Source organism: Paenibacillus sp. MCAF9, assembly GCF_052114265.1.
Lineage (GTDB): Bacteria > Bacillota > Bacilli > Paenibacillales > Paenibacillaceae > Pristimantibacillus.
On record NZ_JBFREL010000006.1, the window covers coordinates 76,013 to 92,804 of the forward strand.

At 43.1% G+C, this 16,792-nt stretch carries 16 protein-coding genes and 4 tRNA genes; 6 read left to right on the forward strand and 14 right to left on the reverse strand.

What is annotated here, in order from left to right:
• Window positions 1–51: 51 nt before the first annotated feature.
• The 3 genes from AB4Z45_RS12590 (at window position 52) to AB4Z45_RS12600 (ending at window position 2,354) form a co-directional block, all read left to right on the forward strand.
• Window positions 52–711 carry a helix-turn-helix domain-containing protein gene (locus tag AB4Z45_RS12590; protein ID WP_441909629.1) on the forward strand — a complete coding sequence of 220 codons (660 nt, stop codon included), beginning with the start codon at window positions 52–54 and terminating at the stop codon, window positions 709–711.
• 26 nt (window positions 712–737) lie between these two features.
• Window positions 738–1,106, forward strand: a complete 369-nt coding sequence (locus AB4Z45_RS12595) for a helix-turn-helix domain-containing protein (RefSeq protein WP_441909630.1) — start codon at window positions 738–740, stop codon at window positions 1,104–1,106.
• Between the two features lie 99 nt (window positions 1,107–1,205).
• Complete coding sequence (locus AB4Z45_RS12600) at window positions 1,206–2,354, forward strand: tyrosine-type recombinase/integrase (RefSeq protein WP_441909631.1); 1,149 nt, start codon at window positions 1,206–1,208, stop codon at window positions 2,352–2,354.
• Window positions 2,355–2,467: 113 nt separating this feature from the next.
• Here AB4Z45_RS12600 and AB4Z45_RS12605 read toward each other — a convergent pair.
• Window positions 2,468–2,540, reverse strand: a tRNA-Val gene (locus AB4Z45_RS12605).
• A gap of 200 nt (window positions 2,541–2,740) precedes the next feature.
• Between AB4Z45_RS12605 and AB4Z45_RS12610 the strand changes: the two genes are divergently transcribed.
• On the forward strand, window positions 2,741–3,703 hold the full coding sequence (locus AB4Z45_RS12610) for an S-layer homology domain-containing protein (protein ID WP_441909633.1): 963 nt from the start codon (window positions 2,741–2,743) through the stop codon (window positions 3,701–3,703).
• Between the two features lie 58 nt (window positions 3,704–3,761).
• Here the strand turns inward: AB4Z45_RS12610 and AB4Z45_RS12615 are convergent, their stop codons facing one another.
• From AB4Z45_RS12615 to AB4Z45_RS12625, 3 genes are all read right to left on the reverse strand, one after another.
• Window positions 3,762–4,454 (reverse strand): uracil-DNA glycosylase, encoded by a 693-nt coding sequence (locus AB4Z45_RS12615; protein ID WP_441909634.1) that lies wholly within the window; start codon window positions 4,452–4,454, stop codon window positions 3,762–3,764.
• A 51-nt stretch (window positions 4,455–4,505) separates the two neighbouring features.
• Window positions 4,506–4,991 carry a hypothetical protein gene (locus AB4Z45_RS12620; protein ID WP_441909636.1) on the reverse strand — a complete coding sequence of 162 codons (486 nt, stop codon included), beginning with the start codon at window positions 4,989–4,991 and terminating at the stop codon, window positions 4,506–4,508.
• Between the two features lie 170 nt (window positions 4,992–5,161).
• A complete protein-coding gene (locus tag AB4Z45_RS12625) occupies window positions 5,162–5,557 on the reverse strand; it encodes an RDD family protein (RefSeq protein WP_076268196.1) in 396 nt (131 codons plus the stop codon).
• Between the two features lie 220 nt (window positions 5,558–5,777).
• On the opposite strand from AB4Z45_RS12625, the gene AB4Z45_RS12630 reads away from it, so the two are divergent.
• A complete protein-coding gene (locus AB4Z45_RS12630; RefSeq protein ID WP_441909638.1) occupies window positions 5,778–6,293 on the forward strand; it encodes an RNase H family protein in 516 nt (171 codons plus the stop codon).
• Window positions 6,294–6,490: 197 nt separating this feature from the next.
• Here AB4Z45_RS12630 and AB4Z45_RS12635 read toward each other — a convergent pair.
• The 4 genes from AB4Z45_RS12635 to AB4Z45_RS12650 form a co-directional block, all read right to left on the reverse strand.
• A tRNA-Leu gene (locus AB4Z45_RS12635) sits at window positions 6,491–6,576 on the reverse strand.
• A gap of 21 nt (window positions 6,577–6,597) precedes the next feature.
• Window positions 6,598–6,674: transfer RNA gene (locus AB4Z45_RS12640), tRNA-Ile, on the reverse strand.
• 37 nt (window positions 6,675–6,711) lie between these two features.
• A tRNA-Met gene (locus AB4Z45_RS12645) sits at window positions 6,712–6,788 on the reverse strand.
• A 109-nt stretch (window positions 6,789–6,897) separates the two neighbouring features.
• On the reverse strand, window positions 6,898–7,062 hold the full coding sequence (locus AB4Z45_RS12650; RefSeq protein WP_162839330.1) for a hypothetical protein: 165 nt from the start codon (window positions 7,060–7,062) through the stop codon (window positions 6,898–6,900).
• Between the two features lie 138 nt (window positions 7,063–7,200).
• Between AB4Z45_RS12650 and AB4Z45_RS12655 the strand changes: the two genes are divergently transcribed.
• Window positions 7,201–7,713, forward strand: coding sequence for a 2'-5' RNA ligase family protein (locus tag AB4Z45_RS12655; protein ID WP_441909639.1), 513 nt, complete (start codon window positions 7,201–7,203; stop codon window positions 7,711–7,713).
• A 67-nt stretch (window positions 7,714–7,780) separates the two neighbouring features.
• On the opposite strand, the gene AB4Z45_RS12660 is transcribed toward AB4Z45_RS12655, so the two are convergent.
• The 6 genes from AB4Z45_RS12660 to AB4Z45_RS12685 form a co-directional block, all read right to left on the reverse strand.
• Window positions 7,781–9,286: an ABC transporter substrate-binding protein gene (locus tag AB4Z45_RS12660; RefSeq protein WP_441909641.1), complete on the reverse strand. Its 1,506-nt coding sequence runs from the start codon at window positions 9,284–9,286 to the stop codon at window positions 7,781–7,783.
• A 6-nt stretch (window positions 9,287–9,292) separates the two neighbouring features.
• Window positions 9,293–10,183, reverse strand: coding sequence for an ABC transporter ATP-binding protein (locus tag AB4Z45_RS12665; protein ID WP_441909960.1), 891 nt, complete (start codon window positions 10,181–10,183; stop codon window positions 9,293–9,295).
• Window positions 10,184–10,191: 8 nt separating this feature from the next.
• Window positions 10,192–13,113 (reverse strand): ABC transporter permease, encoded by a 2,922-nt coding sequence (locus AB4Z45_RS12670; RefSeq protein ID WP_441909642.1) that lies wholly within the window; start codon window positions 13,111–13,113, stop codon window positions 10,192–10,194.
• A 3-nt stretch (window positions 13,114–13,116) separates the two neighbouring features.
• Window positions 13,117–14,178: an efflux RND transporter periplasmic adaptor subunit gene (locus tag AB4Z45_RS12675; protein WP_441909962.1), complete on the reverse strand. Its 1,062-nt coding sequence runs from the start codon at window positions 14,176–14,178 to the stop codon at window positions 13,117–13,119.
• Window positions 14,150–14,881: an ABC transporter ATP-binding protein gene (locus AB4Z45_RS12680; protein ID WP_076268190.1), complete on the reverse strand. Its 732-nt coding sequence runs from the start codon at window positions 14,879–14,881 to the stop codon at window positions 14,150–14,152. The genes AB4Z45_RS12675 and AB4Z45_RS12680 overlap by 29 nt, the downstream gene beginning before the upstream one ends.
• 177 nt (window positions 14,882–15,058) lie before the next feature.
• Window positions 15,059–16,786 carry a methyl-accepting chemotaxis protein gene (locus AB4Z45_RS12685; RefSeq protein ID WP_441909644.1) on the reverse strand — a complete coding sequence of 576 codons (1,728 nt, stop codon included), beginning with the start codon at window positions 16,784–16,786 and terminating at the stop codon, window positions 15,059–15,061.
• Window positions 16,787–16,792: the final 6 nt, after the last annotated feature.

The following is a 16,792-nucleotide window of genomic DNA, read 5'->3' on the forward strand; positions in this document are numbered from 1 at the left end:
TACGACATGATATTATTAATGTCAACCATGCATAGCAATTTGATTTGGAGGTTGAATAAGATCGTAAGAATCGGAGAGGTATTAAAAGAATTAAGGGGCAAGAGAAGTCTGCGCGAGATCGAGAGGATTTCAGGTGTAAGCCATACTTACCTGAGCAGTATTGAAAAAGGTACTGATCCACGATCAGGAAATTCAATTACGCCTACCCCAGAAGTCATTAAAAAATTAGCAAAAGCTTATGATCGTCCTTATTTAGAGTTGGCAGAACAAGCAGGTTTCCTGAGCAGCGACGAAAAACAAAAGGCACTTAATGTGCAAAGAATTTTTGACCCTATTAGTTTTTGCGAACTAATCGTACAAGAATTGAAAATTCACCACAAACGTAAACATTTATTAATTCCTAAATTTGCAGAACTAAAATTAAAATACAAAGCCTTACTTGGGGAATCTTTTGAGTTTACAAAGGAAGCCATAAGAGAATTAGGTAGGGAGTTATCGGTTTCAGGAACATCAGAAGAAATGAATCAGTTTATTGCCTTTTATGATGATATATCTAAACTATTTCATGATAATAATCCACTTCCTTTTTCGCGTGATGATATTTACTACAAAATAAAAAACCCTTTAAGCACATATAAAGGCCATGACCTTAATGATAATCATCGAAAACTTATAATTGCTTATCTCGATGCGTTATTCCCCGACAAATAGTAACTTTACTAAAAGAGCCCAACATCATGGAAATCAAATACAACGAAAAAACGGGAACAGCCGATATAGAAGCCTGGCTGATCCCAACGCTTAGAGGGCTCGCTAAATTAAAATGCGACATTACGATTCACATCAAATATGAACCGGAGCCGGAGAGCGCGAAAGCCCCCATCCTCGCCGCTCCAATTATTATGGATCGCGATGACATAACAAAGAGTGAGGAATTGCTGCCACCAGTCCTAACCGTTAAAGAAATCAAAGAATTTTTGTGCTGCGGTATCAATCAAGTTTATAAATTGGTCAATTCTGGTGAGCTCCAGGTTACAAGAATAGGCAAGAAGATAGTGGTTTCACGTCCCTTATTCCTCAAGTGGCTGGAAGGTAAAAACATATGAAACAAACAAGCTGACAGAAACACCCTACTCAAGCAAAAAAACGCGCTCAAAGCCCTTTCCAAGCCTTGGGCGCACACATTGATTAACGGAGGTTCTTTCATGGCAATTACAAAAGACAAGAACGTTAAGGACAAGCCTTGGTATTTCACAATCGAGGTAACAAGAAACGATAAACGAGAACGCATTAAACGCCGGGGATTTAAAACGAAAAAGGAAGCCGAAACAGCTCAGCGCGCTCTATTGAATGAGCTAGGGCAAGGGCTTGACCTTAACGCTTCAAAGACGCTTTATCGAGATTTCATGAAAGATTGTATCCAGGATAAGAAGCCAAAAGTAAAGGCTGGCACGCTGGCAACATACACGAGCATGGTTAATAAGCACATCTTGCCTACCCTTGGTGATTTAGCTCTTGCTGACATAACGCCTCGGCACATTCAAAACCTCTACAATGCGCTACACGAATCAGAGCAGCTCTCAGGCGAGAACATTCAAAAGGTGCACACAATTATAAAGGAGTCGTTAAGCAAGGCAACTGCTTGGAACATGTTGACGAGAAACCCAGCATTGGCAGTAGATCGCCCTAAAGCCGAAGCAAAGGAAATGCTTTACTGGACTGATGAGGAGTCACATTTATTTTTGGACGCGTCTAAAGAAGATCGCTATTACAGCGCCTTTCTGCTGGCCCTAACGACCGGAATGCGACAAGGTGAGATATTGGGCTTACGCTGGCAAGATGTTGATTTGAAAAATCGAACATTATCGGTGCGCCAAATATTGAATCATGATGGAAAGAGTTTTGACGTAGGTGCAAAAACATTATCCGGCGTTCGATCCATTGGTATTGATAAAGTAACCGCCGCTAAATTGGACAAGCTTCGCCGTAGGACGAATGAAGAGAAAATGGAAAACAGAGACATATACGAGGACAACGACTTGGTGATATGTACTCAGCTAGGCACACCCCTGTCACCTCGTAACCTCAACAGATCATTCTATCGCCTAATTGATAAGGCAGAGGTAACGAAAATTCGTTTTCACGATATGCGGCATACCCACGTTGTAATGCTACTGAAAATGAGAGAAAACAATAAAAGGATCGCGGAGCGCATGGGCTGGTCTAGTGTGAAAATGCTTGATCGGTACTCGCATGTGACACCACATATGCAAAAGGAAACAGCGGATGCATTCGGAGAAATGTTTTTTAATGCTGGTGCCGCGAATGGCACCACAATCGCTTTAGTTGAATAAAGGGCACCATTTCGGCACCAGATACAGTTATAGGGGCAATTCTTTCATGCGCTTAAAAAAGGAAAAAGTCCGAAATCCCTTATATATCAAGGAGTTTCGGACTTTTAATTTTATGATCTGAACAGGGTTCGAACCTGTGACCCCTACCCTGTCAAGATAGTGCTCTCCCAGCTGAGCTACCAGATCATATTAGCGACAATTAATAATATATCAGGTGAAAGACGTCAAGTCAACATATTTCTTTACAGATTTTTCTGACTCTCCACTCTCATCACGATGTCTCCACAAAAGTAGAATCGGTCATAATGATTGTATAATAATTGCAACAATTTGTCTTTTAACGACGTCAAGTAAGTGCTGCAGCAAAAAAAAGAAGAGGTGACCGTATGAAAAGACGATTGATACTGACAATGACACTGGTTGCAATGATGCTCTTCACTCTTGGACAATCCGTATGGGCTTTCAAGGACGTTAAAAATGACGTAAACGAGCATAAAATTAACGAGCTTAAGAAGATGGGCATAATAAGCGGAGATAAACATGACAAGTTTAATCCTAAAGGCAAGCTCACTTATGCCGAAGGCGTTTCTTTGATCGTTAAAGGGTTAGATATTAATATTGACCATATCCGCTTCATTAAAGAACCTAAAGCAAGCGACTATTTTACAAACATAAAAGATAACGCTTGGTATTCGCAAGCTTTTATCATCGCGAGCATTAATGGTCTAGAAATTCCAAAAACGGTCAAAGCTAACGACATCATGACCCGCGAGCAATTTGCTCATCATTTGTTTAAAGCTATGATGACGAAAGGCGATTACGCTTTTATAGAAATTTTCATGCAGTTGGAAGATGCGGCTGATGTGAACAAAACCTACATGGACAGCATTCAAAAGCTTCTCATAAGCAAAATCGTCACATTGGATAATGCGAACAAGTTTTATCCTAAAAAAGCTATTTTGCGCGGTGAAGCAGCAGGCTGGCTATATGACGCCATTACATTTGTAAAGGAGACGGCTCCGATTCCAACTAAACCTGAGCAACCGAGCCTCGACCTGAAGCTTTCGATTGAGGCGGTAAACCCGCAGATCAATAAAGTAACCGTAAGCACTCAAGTAGGGCATCCCGGTTATGGTTTCCGTATTACCTCTATTGCTTTCGAAGGAGATCAAGCTTTCATCAATGTAGAATTGGTCATGCCTGATCCTGATAAAATGTATCCTCAAGTTATTACAGACGTATCCGCCTCCACTTATATTGATGCTAAGCTAAAGCCAGTACTCACCCAATCCTCGCAATCTACGGGATCAAGTGAATCGTCAACAGGCAAAGCGATCATCATCAATTAAACCAAAAAAGACTTCTCTACCTGTCTTATTAACCATCGGACAGTTGAGAAGTCTTTTTTTATTTGCTTTCAAGCTCATTCAGCATTGGAATCGACCAGTCAATCGGCTCGCTTCCAATCGATTCTAAGAAACGATTTGTCCTGGAAAATGGTTTGCTTCCAAAAAAACCTTTGCGCGCTGCAAATGGGCTCGGATGCGGTGAAATAATTAAATGATGCTTGTCACCATTAATATGCTTCGCTTTCGCTTCTGCATTCTTGCCCCAAAGTATAAATACCACGGGCTTCTCCCTATCGTTTAGAGTGGCAATAATCTGATCGGTAAATTGCTCCCACCCTATTCCTTGATGGGAATTAGGATTGCCATCCTCCACCGTAAGCACTGTATTTAGAAGCAGCACTCCTTGCTTAGCCCATGATAGCAAGCTTCCATGGTCAGGCACAGTGGCCCCTACATCCGACTCCAGCTCTTTGTAAATGTTTTTTAGTGAAGGAGGTACCTTTAATCCTGGCTGCACGGAGAAGCTAAGCCCATGCGCCTGCTTTGGTCCATGATAAGGGTCTTGTCCTAAAATGACCACTTTCGTCTGCTCATAGGATGTATGATGAAGTGCATTGTATATATTTTCTGCTTCCGGATAAACTGTGGTCGTTTTATATTTTTCTGCCAATATGGCAAAAAGCTCTTGCATATAAGGCGCTTCAAGCTCACTCTGCAATTTCTGCGCCCAATCATTTACTAACGTATTCATAATCATTAATATCCCCTTCAAACGCAATCGTTTTTGAATAAGCAGCCTTTATTAGCTCTGCTTATCAAACCAATTATAAAAAACTTGATTAATATATTGTCCAGTAAGCAAATATGGAACCGTCTCTTCTTCTACAAACGACTCTTTTCCTTGAATACTAAAATAAAGCCATAAAGCGATTCCTTCGGAAAATGAATCAGGCTCGTAATCAGCTTCATTTAATAGGCCTGAAATGACAGACATACAGTCCTCTATCGCCGCTTCCCCTTCAGAATGATACGTTTTAAGCTTTATTTTCAAATAGGAATAGACATAAGGAAACTCCTTGTTTCCGCCCAGAGAAGAGCTGTAGAGCGCTGTAGAGATCGCAACTGCCATTATGCCGGTTTTCCACTGCTCCGCTTTTTCCGTGAGTGATACATCATCCTTAAACCGATGTAGAAGATCATTGTAAAGTGTGTCCTTTAAAGAGAATATCTCCGCATAGAGTCGACGCGCGCTTAGCTTAAGTGAATTCTCCTCGTTCTTGTGCTGCATCAATCATCCACCAACTTCCCTTATTTCTCAGGTATTTCAATACAACTCTTAGTTTACTTCATTCAAAATAGAGAAAGCAAAAAAGTTTCCTCATTAAATGTCGTGGCAAATGCCAAAAGTATAATAAAAAAAGCCCGCTGCATGATATCGCAACGAGCTCATAAGACAGCTTAATCAGAATGCACCACTTCTGTTCCTGCTATAAAATCATGAATCGCTCTTTTGTCCTCGCGCAAACCGACCATAAAGGCGCTGACGATCACAGCAATACCTAATGTTAATCCATAAACGAGTCCACCAACAACATTACGCAATAACATGGTTCCTATACCTGGAGGTGAGCCATCCAACTTTCTAATCTGTACGCCGCATATCCTTTTCCCAATGGTATAGCCGCTCCAAAATACCGGAACCAGTAACGAGTAAAGGAATGAGACCGCATCTGTAAAATAATCTCTACCTTCATTTCCTCCTGTAAATATTAATGAAATAATGGCTAATGGAATGCCAATAATAATGCCATCCAGCAACGAAGCTCCTAATCGAATCCAAAAACCTGCGTTCATGCCGAGTCCCCTCCAGTATTACATCATTAATGTTACTCCCTTATTCAGACACATTCCTATTAAAACTTACGCAGATCAGCTCCGATGTATACCTTAATCCATTCGCCTATTCTTAAAGTAAAAAATATTTCGAAGCTATCCCATTTGAAGACTAACCCATCTCTTTTTTGACGATGATTAAAATAATGAAAGAAGGAATACGATCTGGAGGATAGATTTTGTGGATACTACAACAGAATTGCTAATAAAAAGAGCATATGCCAATCCTCGTTTAAGACAAAACATTGTGAACAAGAGTATGATTTGTTTGTATTGTGACTACTCCGGTTTCGTTGCGCAAAACAATCATGGAGCAGCTTGTTGCTTTGTCTTCAATAGAACGATACGCGTTACCGCCAAAAAAATACTGATGGAACATGTTGAAGGCTCCAATTACGGTGAATTGCTTGCTGTTCGTTACAGTCTTGAAATACTTGCAAGTGCGCTGACGGAGTATGAGCCGAAGTTCGCTATTATCTATACTGATTGCAGTCAAATCACAAACATTTTATCAAAAGATTATTTTTCTCATTCACATCATAAAGATGCTAGAGATGAAGTATTGGCAATTCTACATCATTTAAATAATATGTATCCCAACGTTTACATACAAATAAAATACATAAGCAAGCACAAGAAAAACAATACCCTCCATAGGTTAGCCCATAATGCTGCGAGACAAGCTGCTATAAATTAATTACTGCCAGCCTCTAATTTACTTAACGGCTTTAGAAATTAACATATTAAATTAAATTGCTAGATTAAGTACCTAACAATAAAAAAACCTCCTTTGCTTAGAACTGACAAGTCAGATTCTATAAAGGAGGTTCTTTTATCGTTCGTACATCTTATGTACTTCGTGAAAACCATTGACTCGTCAATGTCTTCGAGGTATGCCGAGGACGGGAATCGAACCCGTACGATGGTCACCCATCGCAGGATTTTAAGTCCTGTGCGTCTGCCAGTTCCGCCACCCCGGCATGTTGTAAAGGTTTTGCTTATGGTGGGCCCTGAGGGACTCGAACCCCCGACCAATCGGTTATGAGCCGACCGCTCTAACCAACTGAGCTAAGGGCCCTCGAAAAACGTATATTTCAACGTATTCATCGAAAGGTTGGTTGCGGGGGCAGGATTTGAACCTGCGGCCTTCGGGTTATGAGCCCGACGAGCTACCGGGCTGCTCCACCCCGCGACGTATATCCATTTGAGCAAAGCCAGTTGAATTGGCGACATAAAATAATATACTATATAGGTGTGTTTTAAGTCAAGCAAAATATTCTAATTTATTTTCTTTTTATTTTTTATGGTATAAACCTCACGCCGTATCGCCCTTTTCGGGATCGAAATACCTCTACCTCATGCGGAGTTTCATAGCCATACATCCAACCGTCATTCTCCATTCTCCTAACCAAACAACCCGCTTGAAATTTGGTTTCATATAGGCGAACCCAATATACCCATCTCATGTCATCCCTCCACTATCTTATTGGAGAAGCTGATGCTTATCACTCCAAAGGCTGTATACATTAGAATACCCCAAAATTGGGATCATACATGCAAATGGGGTATACTCAAAATAGGTCATTTCGAAGGAGCTGAAGACCATGTTATATGGAATTGTTGTTTTCCCCGAAAAGCATGTACAGGACTTCGCTAATAGCTGGCGAAGACGCCATGATCCGCATTACACAGCTGTACCTGCTCATTTGACAGTACGATACGCAGAAGATTGGTCAGACGATGAATTGCAGCTTGCAGTCGCTCATTTAGAGCAAACAACATCTAAGCTGCCTGCTTTCTCTATCCATTTGAACCGTGTATCTACTTTTTTCCCTGTAAGTCATGTGCTCTATTTAGCGCTTGAAGACACCGTTTCCATGCAGAAGCTCCAGGAGAGCATATGCAGCGGTCCGCTGGCCATTGTCGAGCCCAAATATGTTTACACGCCACATGTCACGATAGGGCAAGAAATCTCAGCTGATGAGCTGCATGATTTATTCGGAAATCTGCGCATGCAGTCCATTGATCTTACTTCGAGAATTGATCGCATACATCTGATGTATCAGACCGAGAACGGCTCTTGGACCGCTTACCAGTCCTTTCTATTACGAGGTTAGACAAATATTAAGGAAAAAGCCCGCAAACGACGCAGAGGTCGATTACGGGCTTCTTTCTTATTTCAAATTATCTAGGCATTGGCATAATTTCGACTCCGCCGCCGTTGCCTTCTCCAGTTGGATTGTTTTTAATTTTCTCCAAAACCGCATTTCCGCGTGTTTCCCACTCAGCTAGCGCCTCACGAGCAGATTTTTTCTTATCGATTACGGCTTGGAACAGTTCATAAGCAGGTTGCTGTGCTTCCCATACGCCTGGTTTCTCACGGAAGATTTTGTCCGTATCTAAAGCTGGCATTGGCTTAAGTGAAGTAAATGCGTCAATATTGTATTGCAAACCGCCGATTGGCGTCAAAAATTCCTTACGTGCAACCATTTCATAAAGACTTCTTGATTTCAGCTTAGCCCATTCCTTGCTATTGGAGAACTTGATGAAATCCCAAGCGTCTTTATCGTTTTGAGCTTTGTTGTTAATACCCATCAACTGGCTCAATGAAATACTGCTGCCCACTTCTGGATCGCTTGGAGAAACGGGAACTGTCACAACGTCCCAATCAACAGCTTCAAAATCTTTAATTTTCGATGCGTTGTCCGAAGCTCTCTTAAGCTCATTGATATAACCATAATCACCGATCGTCATCGCAATTTTGCCTTTGATGAACAAATCACCATAGAATGGGTCATTGCCGCCTTCCGCGTTTTGCTTCTCATACATTTTATTCATAAATTCTTGTGTTGGAATAACTTCTTCTTGATACAGCGATGCAACAGTGCTCCATACATTTTCCCACTGATCGCTATTGACGAGCATTTTCTCGCCTTTGTCATCCCACATTTTTAGCTGCAATGCTTGGCTATAAGACTGCGCATTGCTAAAGCCGTCATTGGACCAGCGATTGAAGGAGAATCCAAATTTACGGTCCACGCCTTCACCTTTTGCCACTTGACGTGCCAAGTTAAGAACTTCAGTCCACTCCATTTTGTTTGTCGGAGGAGTTACACCAGCATCAGTAAACATTTTTTTGTTGTAGTAAAGTGCAGAAGAGTTAAAAGTTGGCGTCAATGCATACAATCCGCCATCACCAGCAGCTTTAATGCCTTCAATAACAGTTGGAACATAATCCGACAAGTCGAATTTATCTTGTGCTACTAATGGATCCAGCGGTTGCAACAAGTTGTCTTGTGTCATCCGACGAAGCATATTGTAATCCAGAACAACAACATCGACTGGATTTGATCCAGTTAGCATTTCTTTCATTTTTTCATATGGATCTGGCTGCTTCGTTGGCTTTGCAGGATCTTGCTGTTCAAAGCGTTGATCATCATAGTTGATTGCGCCTACGATTTGGAACTCAATGTTAGGATGAGACATTTCATACATATCCGTGTATTGCTGACGGAAGTAAGGCTCATTATCCGAACCGCCATAAAGCACGCCAATGCGTAAAACCCGTTTTTCAGTAGAGCTGTCTGAGCCGCTGCTGCACGCTGCAAGCAGGCCAATAAGCAGGGTAAGTGTTAACGATACTAAAGTAAATTTGCGAATTCGCTTGCCTGACAATCTTTTATTATTCATTTGGTTTTAACCCCCTAGTGATTTAGGCGGAGTAATAATAATCCGCTCGCCGTCAAATTCCATCGTTGCTTTGTCTTTAATATTAAGAGCAGATAAATATTCCTTAGGCACTTGTAAACGTCCAACTCGATCTACCACGACATAGGCTTCATGCACAGACTGCAGTCCGCTGCTTGCAGCTGGAAGCTCTGCCTCACCTCCATCAAGATTAATATTCGGATTGCGTTTAATAAACTCGGTGCTCGTCAAGCCATCGCGAATGGCAACCACTCGGTCTACCTTGCCAGCAAGCGTCAAGTCATGCGTTACAATGACGATGGTAATACCGATCTCGCGATTCAACCTGCGGAAAATACCCATAATCAAATCGGAGGTAGCCGTATCAACCGAACCTGTCGGTTCATCCGCAAGCAGAAGCTTCGGGCGATTCGACAATGAAATCGCAATGGCAACCCTTTGCTGCTCACCGCCTGACAATTGATGGAGCTTGTTATGCATTCGCTCCTTCAAGCCAACCCATTCAAGCAGCTGCTTCGCATATGCGCGATCAACCTTTCCCGAGAGCATCATCGGCATTTCTACATTTTCGAGGGCAGTAAGATAAGGCAGCAAGTTTCTCGCATTATTTTGCCAAATAAATCCTACCGTCTCCCTCTTGTATTTCACTAGATCCTCTTCGGAAATCTTCAGAAGATCCCAAGGACCTACATGCACCTGGCCGGCTGAAGGGCGGTCAAGACCGCCCAGCGTATTCAGAAGCGTCGATTTCCCGCTGCCGCTGTTGCCGATGATAGCCATTAGCTCGCCTTCGTTTACTTTTAGGTTCAAGCCTTGCAGGGCAACGACCTCTAGATCGTCTGTCTTGTAAATTTTCACTAGACCTTCGCAATCGATCATCGCTGTTGTCATCGTTCTTCTCCCATCTTGACCGCTTGATGCACTCTAAGCCTGCGTATGTGCAGGAAGAGAAGCAATGCGCCGGTCAGCATCATAAATCCGACAACTATGAACAATTGGTTCGTATCGCTAGACTCGAATATGACTCGGAAAGGCGGTACTGTTTCTGCAACGTTTTCTGTCGTTTGCAAGAATGGAAGGAAGAGCAAGCTCACACCTTTACCAATTAACACGCCAAGTCCTATCGCAAGTCCTGCTGTAAATAGCTGCTCCAGAAGCAGCATCCCCGTAAGCTGTCTTCGCGATAATCCCATTGCCCGCAATACCCCGAATTGGACAACACGCCCTGAGAGATTGAAGAACCAGAATAGAACGTAGCCAGCTAGTGTGATGATGACCGAAACAAGGAAACCTAAGCTCAATATTCCGAATACGCCGCCCCTAGTTGGAAGCTTCGATTGAATGATTAGCTCGCTTCTTACATCTTTAATAGCTGCTATCTCCACCCCAGCCTTTTGCAGCGCTTCAACGATCGGAGCTACTTTAGCATCAGGCTTCATCTTCAGCCAAACCTCATAAGGAATAAGCGGAAGCTGGTCATAAATATAATCTAAATTCGTGATAATAAACGGTGATTTATCCGGATATTGGCTAGGCCAATAAGGCAAAATGCCAACGACCATAAAATCCACTTTACCTTCGGCGAATCCAACTGATACGGGATCTCCGATTTTTAATTGATATTTCTCTGCTACTTTCGAAGGAATAAGCGCCGCATGCTCATATTTACCCAAGTTATTTAAATAATAATTCGGATGAACAGGATACAAATCATTGCGGAACCAGCCGACCTTAGCAAAGTCGACATTATCAATACCCATTACAGTTCCTTGACCAATCGATTTGCCTGATATGACCACGCTGCCCTTCGTCTGTAATACACGAGCAGCCGCTTCTACGCCATCAAGAGAACGGAAAAGCTCAAATGGAGGTTCACTGAACAACATCTTTGAAGGTATGGTTTGACCGCCACCTCCTCCGCCGCCTGAACCACCGCCGTTGCCTCCTCCACCATTTCCGCCGCCGCCAGAACCGCCGCCATTGCCTCCACTGCCGCCGTTACCACCATTTCCGCCGTTGTTGCCAGGCGTCGTAGTAATTTCCGGAGAGCCTTCCCATACCGTTTGAATGGTTACGTCTGCTCCGTATTTATACAGCGTACGTTCTGTGGAGTTCAAATCAATCGTTCTAGCTGCCGATGCGTTATAAACACCAAGCCCAAGCGTCAGCACCAATAGAATCATCAACGGGTAATACCCTTTGGATGAACGTGAAAGCTGAGTCAACGTCAAATAAAGCGGAACCGGTAAAAATTTGCGTCCTAGCCATGTAAACACCTTCAACAGCCATGGGAATAATCTTAAGAAAAACAACCCAAATGCAAAGATTGATAAGGCAGGAACAAAAAATAAAAATGGCTGTACGTTTAATTGATCCGTTGTCATGCCTGTTTTGAAAGTCAACATTTGGCGCTCATTGAACATATACCAGCCATAACCAGCAGCGGCAATTAACAAGACATCAAGATACCAACGCTGCCAAACTGGCTTGCGATCAGAACGCGCCAGATCCTGCTTATAACTTACGATTGAAGATCTTGCATAAATAACAGCTGGAATAATGGTCGCCATAAGCGCTAGAAAGACTGCAGCTCCGCCCGCAATAATGGCCTCTGTAGAGAAACCAACCGGTATGGACTTCCGATTAACGAAAGAGAGGAAGCCATTGGCTGATCCGATACTCTTCGCCATGAACCAACCGATAAACGGACCGCTTCCAAGCGCGATACCGCCGAGCAGTAGTCCTTCGAGCAAATAAATCCAAATGATTTGCCGTGTGCCGGCACCCCTGCTTCGAAGCACTGCAATGTCGCTTCGCTGCTTATCCAGTGACTGCCTTGCATTCATGGCAATGAAGAAAAACACCATCGCAAGCATTGGAGCAGCTAGCGTAAACAGCAATGTTTGCAGCTGCAGGCTTTGTTTCTTAAACTCGGTAAGCGTAGATGCAAAAGAAATTTCTACTCTTGTGTCCTTAAGACGCTGATACAGCTCAATATTCAAGCGTTCTAGCGTCTTGCTTAAAGGTGTTAATTGACTCGTTTTTACTTCTGATAAATCAAATGCGTAGTACCAGCTTGCATTATGCAGCGGTATTTTTTTATTCGCTAACAGCGTCTTTTCGAATGCTGCTTTGCTTATTTGGAACGTGTTCAGCAAGCTTTCCATCCCTTGATACCAGTATGAACTCGTATCAGTAAGCGGTTTGACTGCTCCGACAATTTTCACTCGCAATGTCAGATCCAGTCCACCGTATATCGGATATTCAAAAACATCGCCGATATGTACATCATTTCTATACATTGCTTCCTCAAACATGACTGCTTCGAGTATGTCTCCATCCCCTTCGGTATTTGAAAACCATTTACCTTGGGTCAGCTCTGTATTTTTTTCAAGTTCTGACAGATTCATAATCGTCAGTTGACGGTTGCGTCCTGCGTCTACTTTGCTTGAATCCTCAGGAACGACCTCAGCACCGCGAATGGAATAGCTGTTTACATAAGTACCAAATGGAAATCCAATTTCTTTCGGTATTCCATCTTTAATATACTTTTCAAGCTCCGACAGCGCTGCTAAATCCGTTTTCCCGCCAGCAGGTGATTGATATCTCATGAGAAGCGAGCCCGCAGGTAATCCGGTACTCTTCTGCTGCAGTGATTCGGCTACTACTCTCTTGAGTGCGCCATCTGCATACATAGGGATACTCGTTGCAAATGCAACCGCCAGAGTTAGCCCAGCCAGCGTGCTTAAGGTTAGCCAGCGCGTGTTCCACATTTTGCGGAACAAAAAACGAAACAGCGGAATTCCCATTGGCTATCGACCTACAACTTTCTGCCCCGGTTTCAACCCTTTGAGGATCTCAATATTCGTCGAGGTTTGTTGGCCGACCTCTACGTCAACTTCGCGCTTAACTTCGCCTTCAATGACCTGCACGTACGTACGAGATCCAATAGAACGAAGCGTAGAAGGAGGAATAACAATAGCATTTTCAGTGCGCTTCGTAATGACTTTAATTGAAAGCGGCATTCCGCGGTTCAAGTTTTTAGGCAAATCCTTAAGATCAACGATTAAGAAGTCTTCGGGTTTCTCCGGTTTCTCTACTCCAGAACCACCGCCGCCGCCGTTGTTCTGTTCCTCCGTTTTGTATGGGAGCTGCTTGATCTTGCCTTTAAATTTACCAACGCTCGTAATATCAGCCGTTACTTCCATGCCAACGCCTAGTTTTTCTAGCTCTGACTTAGAAATTTTGGCTGCAGCTGTAATCTTGCTCGTATCGGCTACAATTGCAATTGGAGCATAGGCTTTAATCAAATCGCCCTTCTGCACGTTAAGCGATACAATCGTTCCGGCAAATGGAGCTTTTAATGTCGCTTTCCCGATTTCCTCTTCCATATCGACTAGCTTCTGCTTCTGTTCTTCAAAAGCAATCAGCTTACCTTCGAATTCAATCGGATCCATTTCATCACGCTGGCGAAGCGTGTCTTTCATCTCATTTTCGATTTTCCTAAATGAAAGCCGCTCTTGCCGCAAGCTTTTAACCAGTACATCAACGTCCAGCTGACCAATCACTTGACCGGCTTTTACAGCTGTTCCTACTTTCACATTCAGCTCTTTCAAATTCTTGCCGTCCAATGTGAAAAACATCGTCTCTTCTTCCAAAGAGATAAGCTTGCCGATCAGCGGTATCGACGTTTCTAATGTCGTCGTCGTTACCTCATACTCGGGCTTTTTGGATATTTGTGCAGGGGCAATCTCAGGTATAACCTCTTCTTCATCTTCTGCGGGAAGCAAGGAGCACCCGCTTGAAAGCACCAAAGAAGCACTTAATACAACAACCATTGAACGCTTAAATAAATTTTCCGTCCACCATTTCATAGACAATGTCAGCAACCTCCAAAATCGTAGGATCATGTGTAGTCATACAAATAGAAACTTGTTCAGTGCGAATAATATTTTGGAAAACCGCCATAATTTGAGCCGACATGCCAGTATCAAGCTCTGCCGTCGGTTCATCAGCAAGCAGCAGCATTGGCTTATGGGCGATCGCCTTAGCAATTGCGACCCGTTGCTGCTCACCGCCAGAAAGCTCGAAGGGACGATGATTCATTCGGCGCTCCAAACCAACCAGTTCAAGACATTGCGTAACTCTATCCTTCCATTCCGCTCGCGGTACACCAGCCATCCGAAGAGACAGCTCCACATTCTCACGCGCGGACAATAGCGGCATAAGTGCGAAGGCTTGAAATATAAAGCCCATGTGCTTTCGCCTAACTAAAGTGCGTTGGTCATCGCTCATGCTGTGAAACTTCAAACCGTTAAACAAAATCTCTCCTTTGCTTGGCGTATCGAGCCCGCCCAAGCAATTCAGCAGCGTCGTCTTGCCAGAGCCTGATCTGCCTCTGAGCATGACTAATTGACGCTCCTTAAGCTCCATATTGATGCCCTTCAGTACAGGCAGCGGAGTTCCTCCAACTTGGAAGGTTCGCTCTACATCAATAACTTTAAGCAGATCGCGTCTTTCCTCAGTCGTTTCAACCTGCTCTTCTACCTTCTGTTCTTCTTCCTGCGGAATGGCCATTAGCGCTTCCGATCCCTCCTCAACCAACTTTCATAATTCTCATCTTACATGATAGACGTAGGACATGCTCAAAAAGTTACGTCAAATTCAAACAACTTTTTAAAACCTTTTTCGAACAAAAAAAGCTGCTTTTAGCGAAGGCTTAAACTCCGCATAAAAAACAGCTTTTACATTATCTTACTTCACCTTGAAATGAGAAATAGCAAGGTCCAAATCGCGTACAATTTCCTCTAAATGAACAGCTGCTGAAGAAATGTTATCCATCAAAGCGAGCTGCTCTTCCGTTGCGGCAGCAACATTTTCTGTCTTCTCCAGATTAACGGCAGCTGTAGCAGCCGTTTGCTGCATTGAGGCGCTTACCTGCTCCGAGCTGGCTGACATTTGCTGAGTAATTGCAGAATTTTCATGAATCTGCTCACTCATCTGTGTAATAGAAGCAACGATGACATCCAAGTTCTGACGAACCTCGCCTACCCGCGCGCTGCCTCGCTCCATTTCTAGAACCGTTTGCGACATGTAAGCAGAAGCTCCTGCGATTTCACTTCTGGTAATGTCTACGAGTTGATGAATCCCGTCAGCAGATGCAAGGGATCCCGCTGCCAGTTTCCGAATCTCTCCTGCAACGACGGCAAAACCTCTGCCGTGTTCGCCTGCACGGGCTGCTTCAATTGATGCGTTCAGCGACAAAATATTCGTTTGATTTGAAAAGCTCGTTATATTCTCCGCAATTGCACCTATCTCTTTGGAACGATGCTCAAGCGTTTCAATTGTATTCGATAGTTTGCCAGTTACTGAGGTTACCTCGCTCATTTGATCAATTAACCGGAGCAGCGCTTCATGACCAAGTTCAGCCTGCTTAGAGGTTGAAGATGATTTATCGGCAATGGAGGCTGTGTTTTCTGCGATTCGTTGAATGCCTATCGTCATCTCTTCGATCGCTCTAGATGTTTCTTCCGCACCTCTTGCTTGTACTTCTGAGCCATTCGCTACTTCCTGAATATTTTGAGCGACATGCTCTGCTGCATCTGCAGATTCCTTAGATGCAGTCGTTAACTGATCAGTTGATTTGGTCACTTCAACTGCATTGCTAGCAATACCGCTAATCAGCTGCTTAGTAGCTTCAATCATATGATCCACCGATTGCGAAATACGGCCAAGCTCATCCTTGCTGTATTTCTGATCCGGAAGAATTGTTAAATCTCCTTCTGCTACTCGCTGTGTCTTAAATACAACACTCTTGATTGTCTTCATTATATGACGCACTGTAAAGTACATAGCAATTAATATAACTAATGTAACCACAATGATGCAGATTAAGAGAGTAAGCTGCGTTTTTCTAAGCTCATTTGTAATATCAGTAATTGTGGTTTGTGCATAAATTTTAATATTTTGACCGATTTCATCAATCCCTGTACGGCTTGTTAAGAAGCTATTATCAATCTGTTTATTTTGGAAATTGTTCTTTCCATCCGCTGCTGCTTTTATCGCTGCAGCTGACCAGAAATTAAAATTAGCCTTAAACTCAATTAAAATTTGGTTTATGCTGCGCTCAGAATCCCCTTCTGCTAAGTTCTGAAGGCCTTTCTCATATAAAATGGCTTGTGCTTCTCCTACCCGGTCTTCCACTTGTTTTATATTTTCGGCTAACTCCGCTCGAGCAGCGTCTGCATTTACTTGATCCAAAGTACCGGATTCCACTCTCAAGTAAGCTTGATAGGCCTGATACATATCCCTATCCGCGTTTAATACTAATGTGTCTACTTGATTAGAAGTTTCATAAATACGATCTGTCATGTCATTCAACACGCGCCACTGCTCATTGAGCAAATAAATCCCTGTAAATGCATAAAACATAAGTGGAACCAAAGACAACAAGACTAGCCTAACACGTAAAGACAATTTCATTAAAAC

What these genes read in the sequence shown, in the direction of transcription:
- AB4Z45_RS12595 (WP_441909630.1), top strand. Translation starts at nt 738, where the DNA reads ATGGAAATCAAATACAACGAAAAAACGGGAACAGCCGATATAGAAGCC.
- AB4Z45_RS12600 (WP_441909631.1), top strand. Translation starts at nt 1,206, where the DNA reads ATGGCAATTACAAAAGACAAGAACGTTAAGGACAAGCCTTGGTATTTC.
- AB4Z45_RS12610 (WP_441909633.1), top strand. Translation starts at nt 2,741, where the DNA reads ATGAAAAGACGATTGATACTGACAATGACACTGGTTGCAATGATGCTC.
- AB4Z45_RS12615 (WP_441909634.1), bottom strand. Translation starts at nt 4,454, where the DNA reads ATGAATACGTTAGTAAATGATTGGGCGCAGAAATTGCAGAGTGAGCTT.
- AB4Z45_RS12620 (WP_441909636.1), bottom strand. Translation starts at nt 4,991, where the DNA reads ATGCAGCACAAGAACGAGGAGAATTCACTTAAGCTAAGCGCGCGTCGA.
- AB4Z45_RS12625 (WP_076268196.1), bottom strand. Translation starts at nt 5,557, where the DNA reads ATGAACGCAGGTTTTTGGATTCGATTAGGAGCTTCGTTGCTGGATGGC.
- AB4Z45_RS12650 (WP_162839330.1), bottom strand. Translation starts at nt 7,062, where the DNA reads ATGAGATGGGTATATTGGGTTCGCCTATATGAAACCAAATTTCAAGCG.
- AB4Z45_RS12655 (WP_441909639.1), top strand. Translation starts at nt 7,201, where the DNA reads ATGTTATATGGAATTGTTGTTTTCCCCGAAAAGCATGTACAGGACTTC.
- AB4Z45_RS12660 (WP_441909641.1), bottom strand. Translation starts at nt 9,286, where the DNA reads ATGAATAATAAAAGATTGTCAGGCAAGCGAATTCGCAAATTTACTTTA.
- AB4Z45_RS12665 (WP_441909960.1), bottom strand. Translation starts at nt 10,183, where the DNA reads ATGATCGATTGCGAAGGTCTAGTGAAAATTTACAAGACAGACGATCTA.
- AB4Z45_RS12670 (WP_441909642.1), bottom strand. Translation starts at nt 13,113, where the DNA reads ATGGGAATTCCGCTGTTTCGTTTTTTGTTCCGCAAAATGTGGAACACG.
- AB4Z45_RS12675 (WP_441909962.1), bottom strand. Translation starts at nt 14,178, where the DNA reads ATGAAATGGTGGACGGAAAATTTATTTAAGCGTTCAATGGTTGTTGTA.
- AB4Z45_RS12680 (WP_076268190.1), bottom strand. Translation starts at nt 14,881, where the DNA reads ATGGCCATTCCGCAGGAAGAAGAACAGAAGGTAGAAGAGCAGGTTGAA.
- AB4Z45_RS12685 (WP_441909644.1), bottom strand. Translation starts at nt 16,786, where the DNA reads ATGAAATTGTCTTTACGTGTTAGGCTAGTCTTGTTGTCTTTGGTTCCA.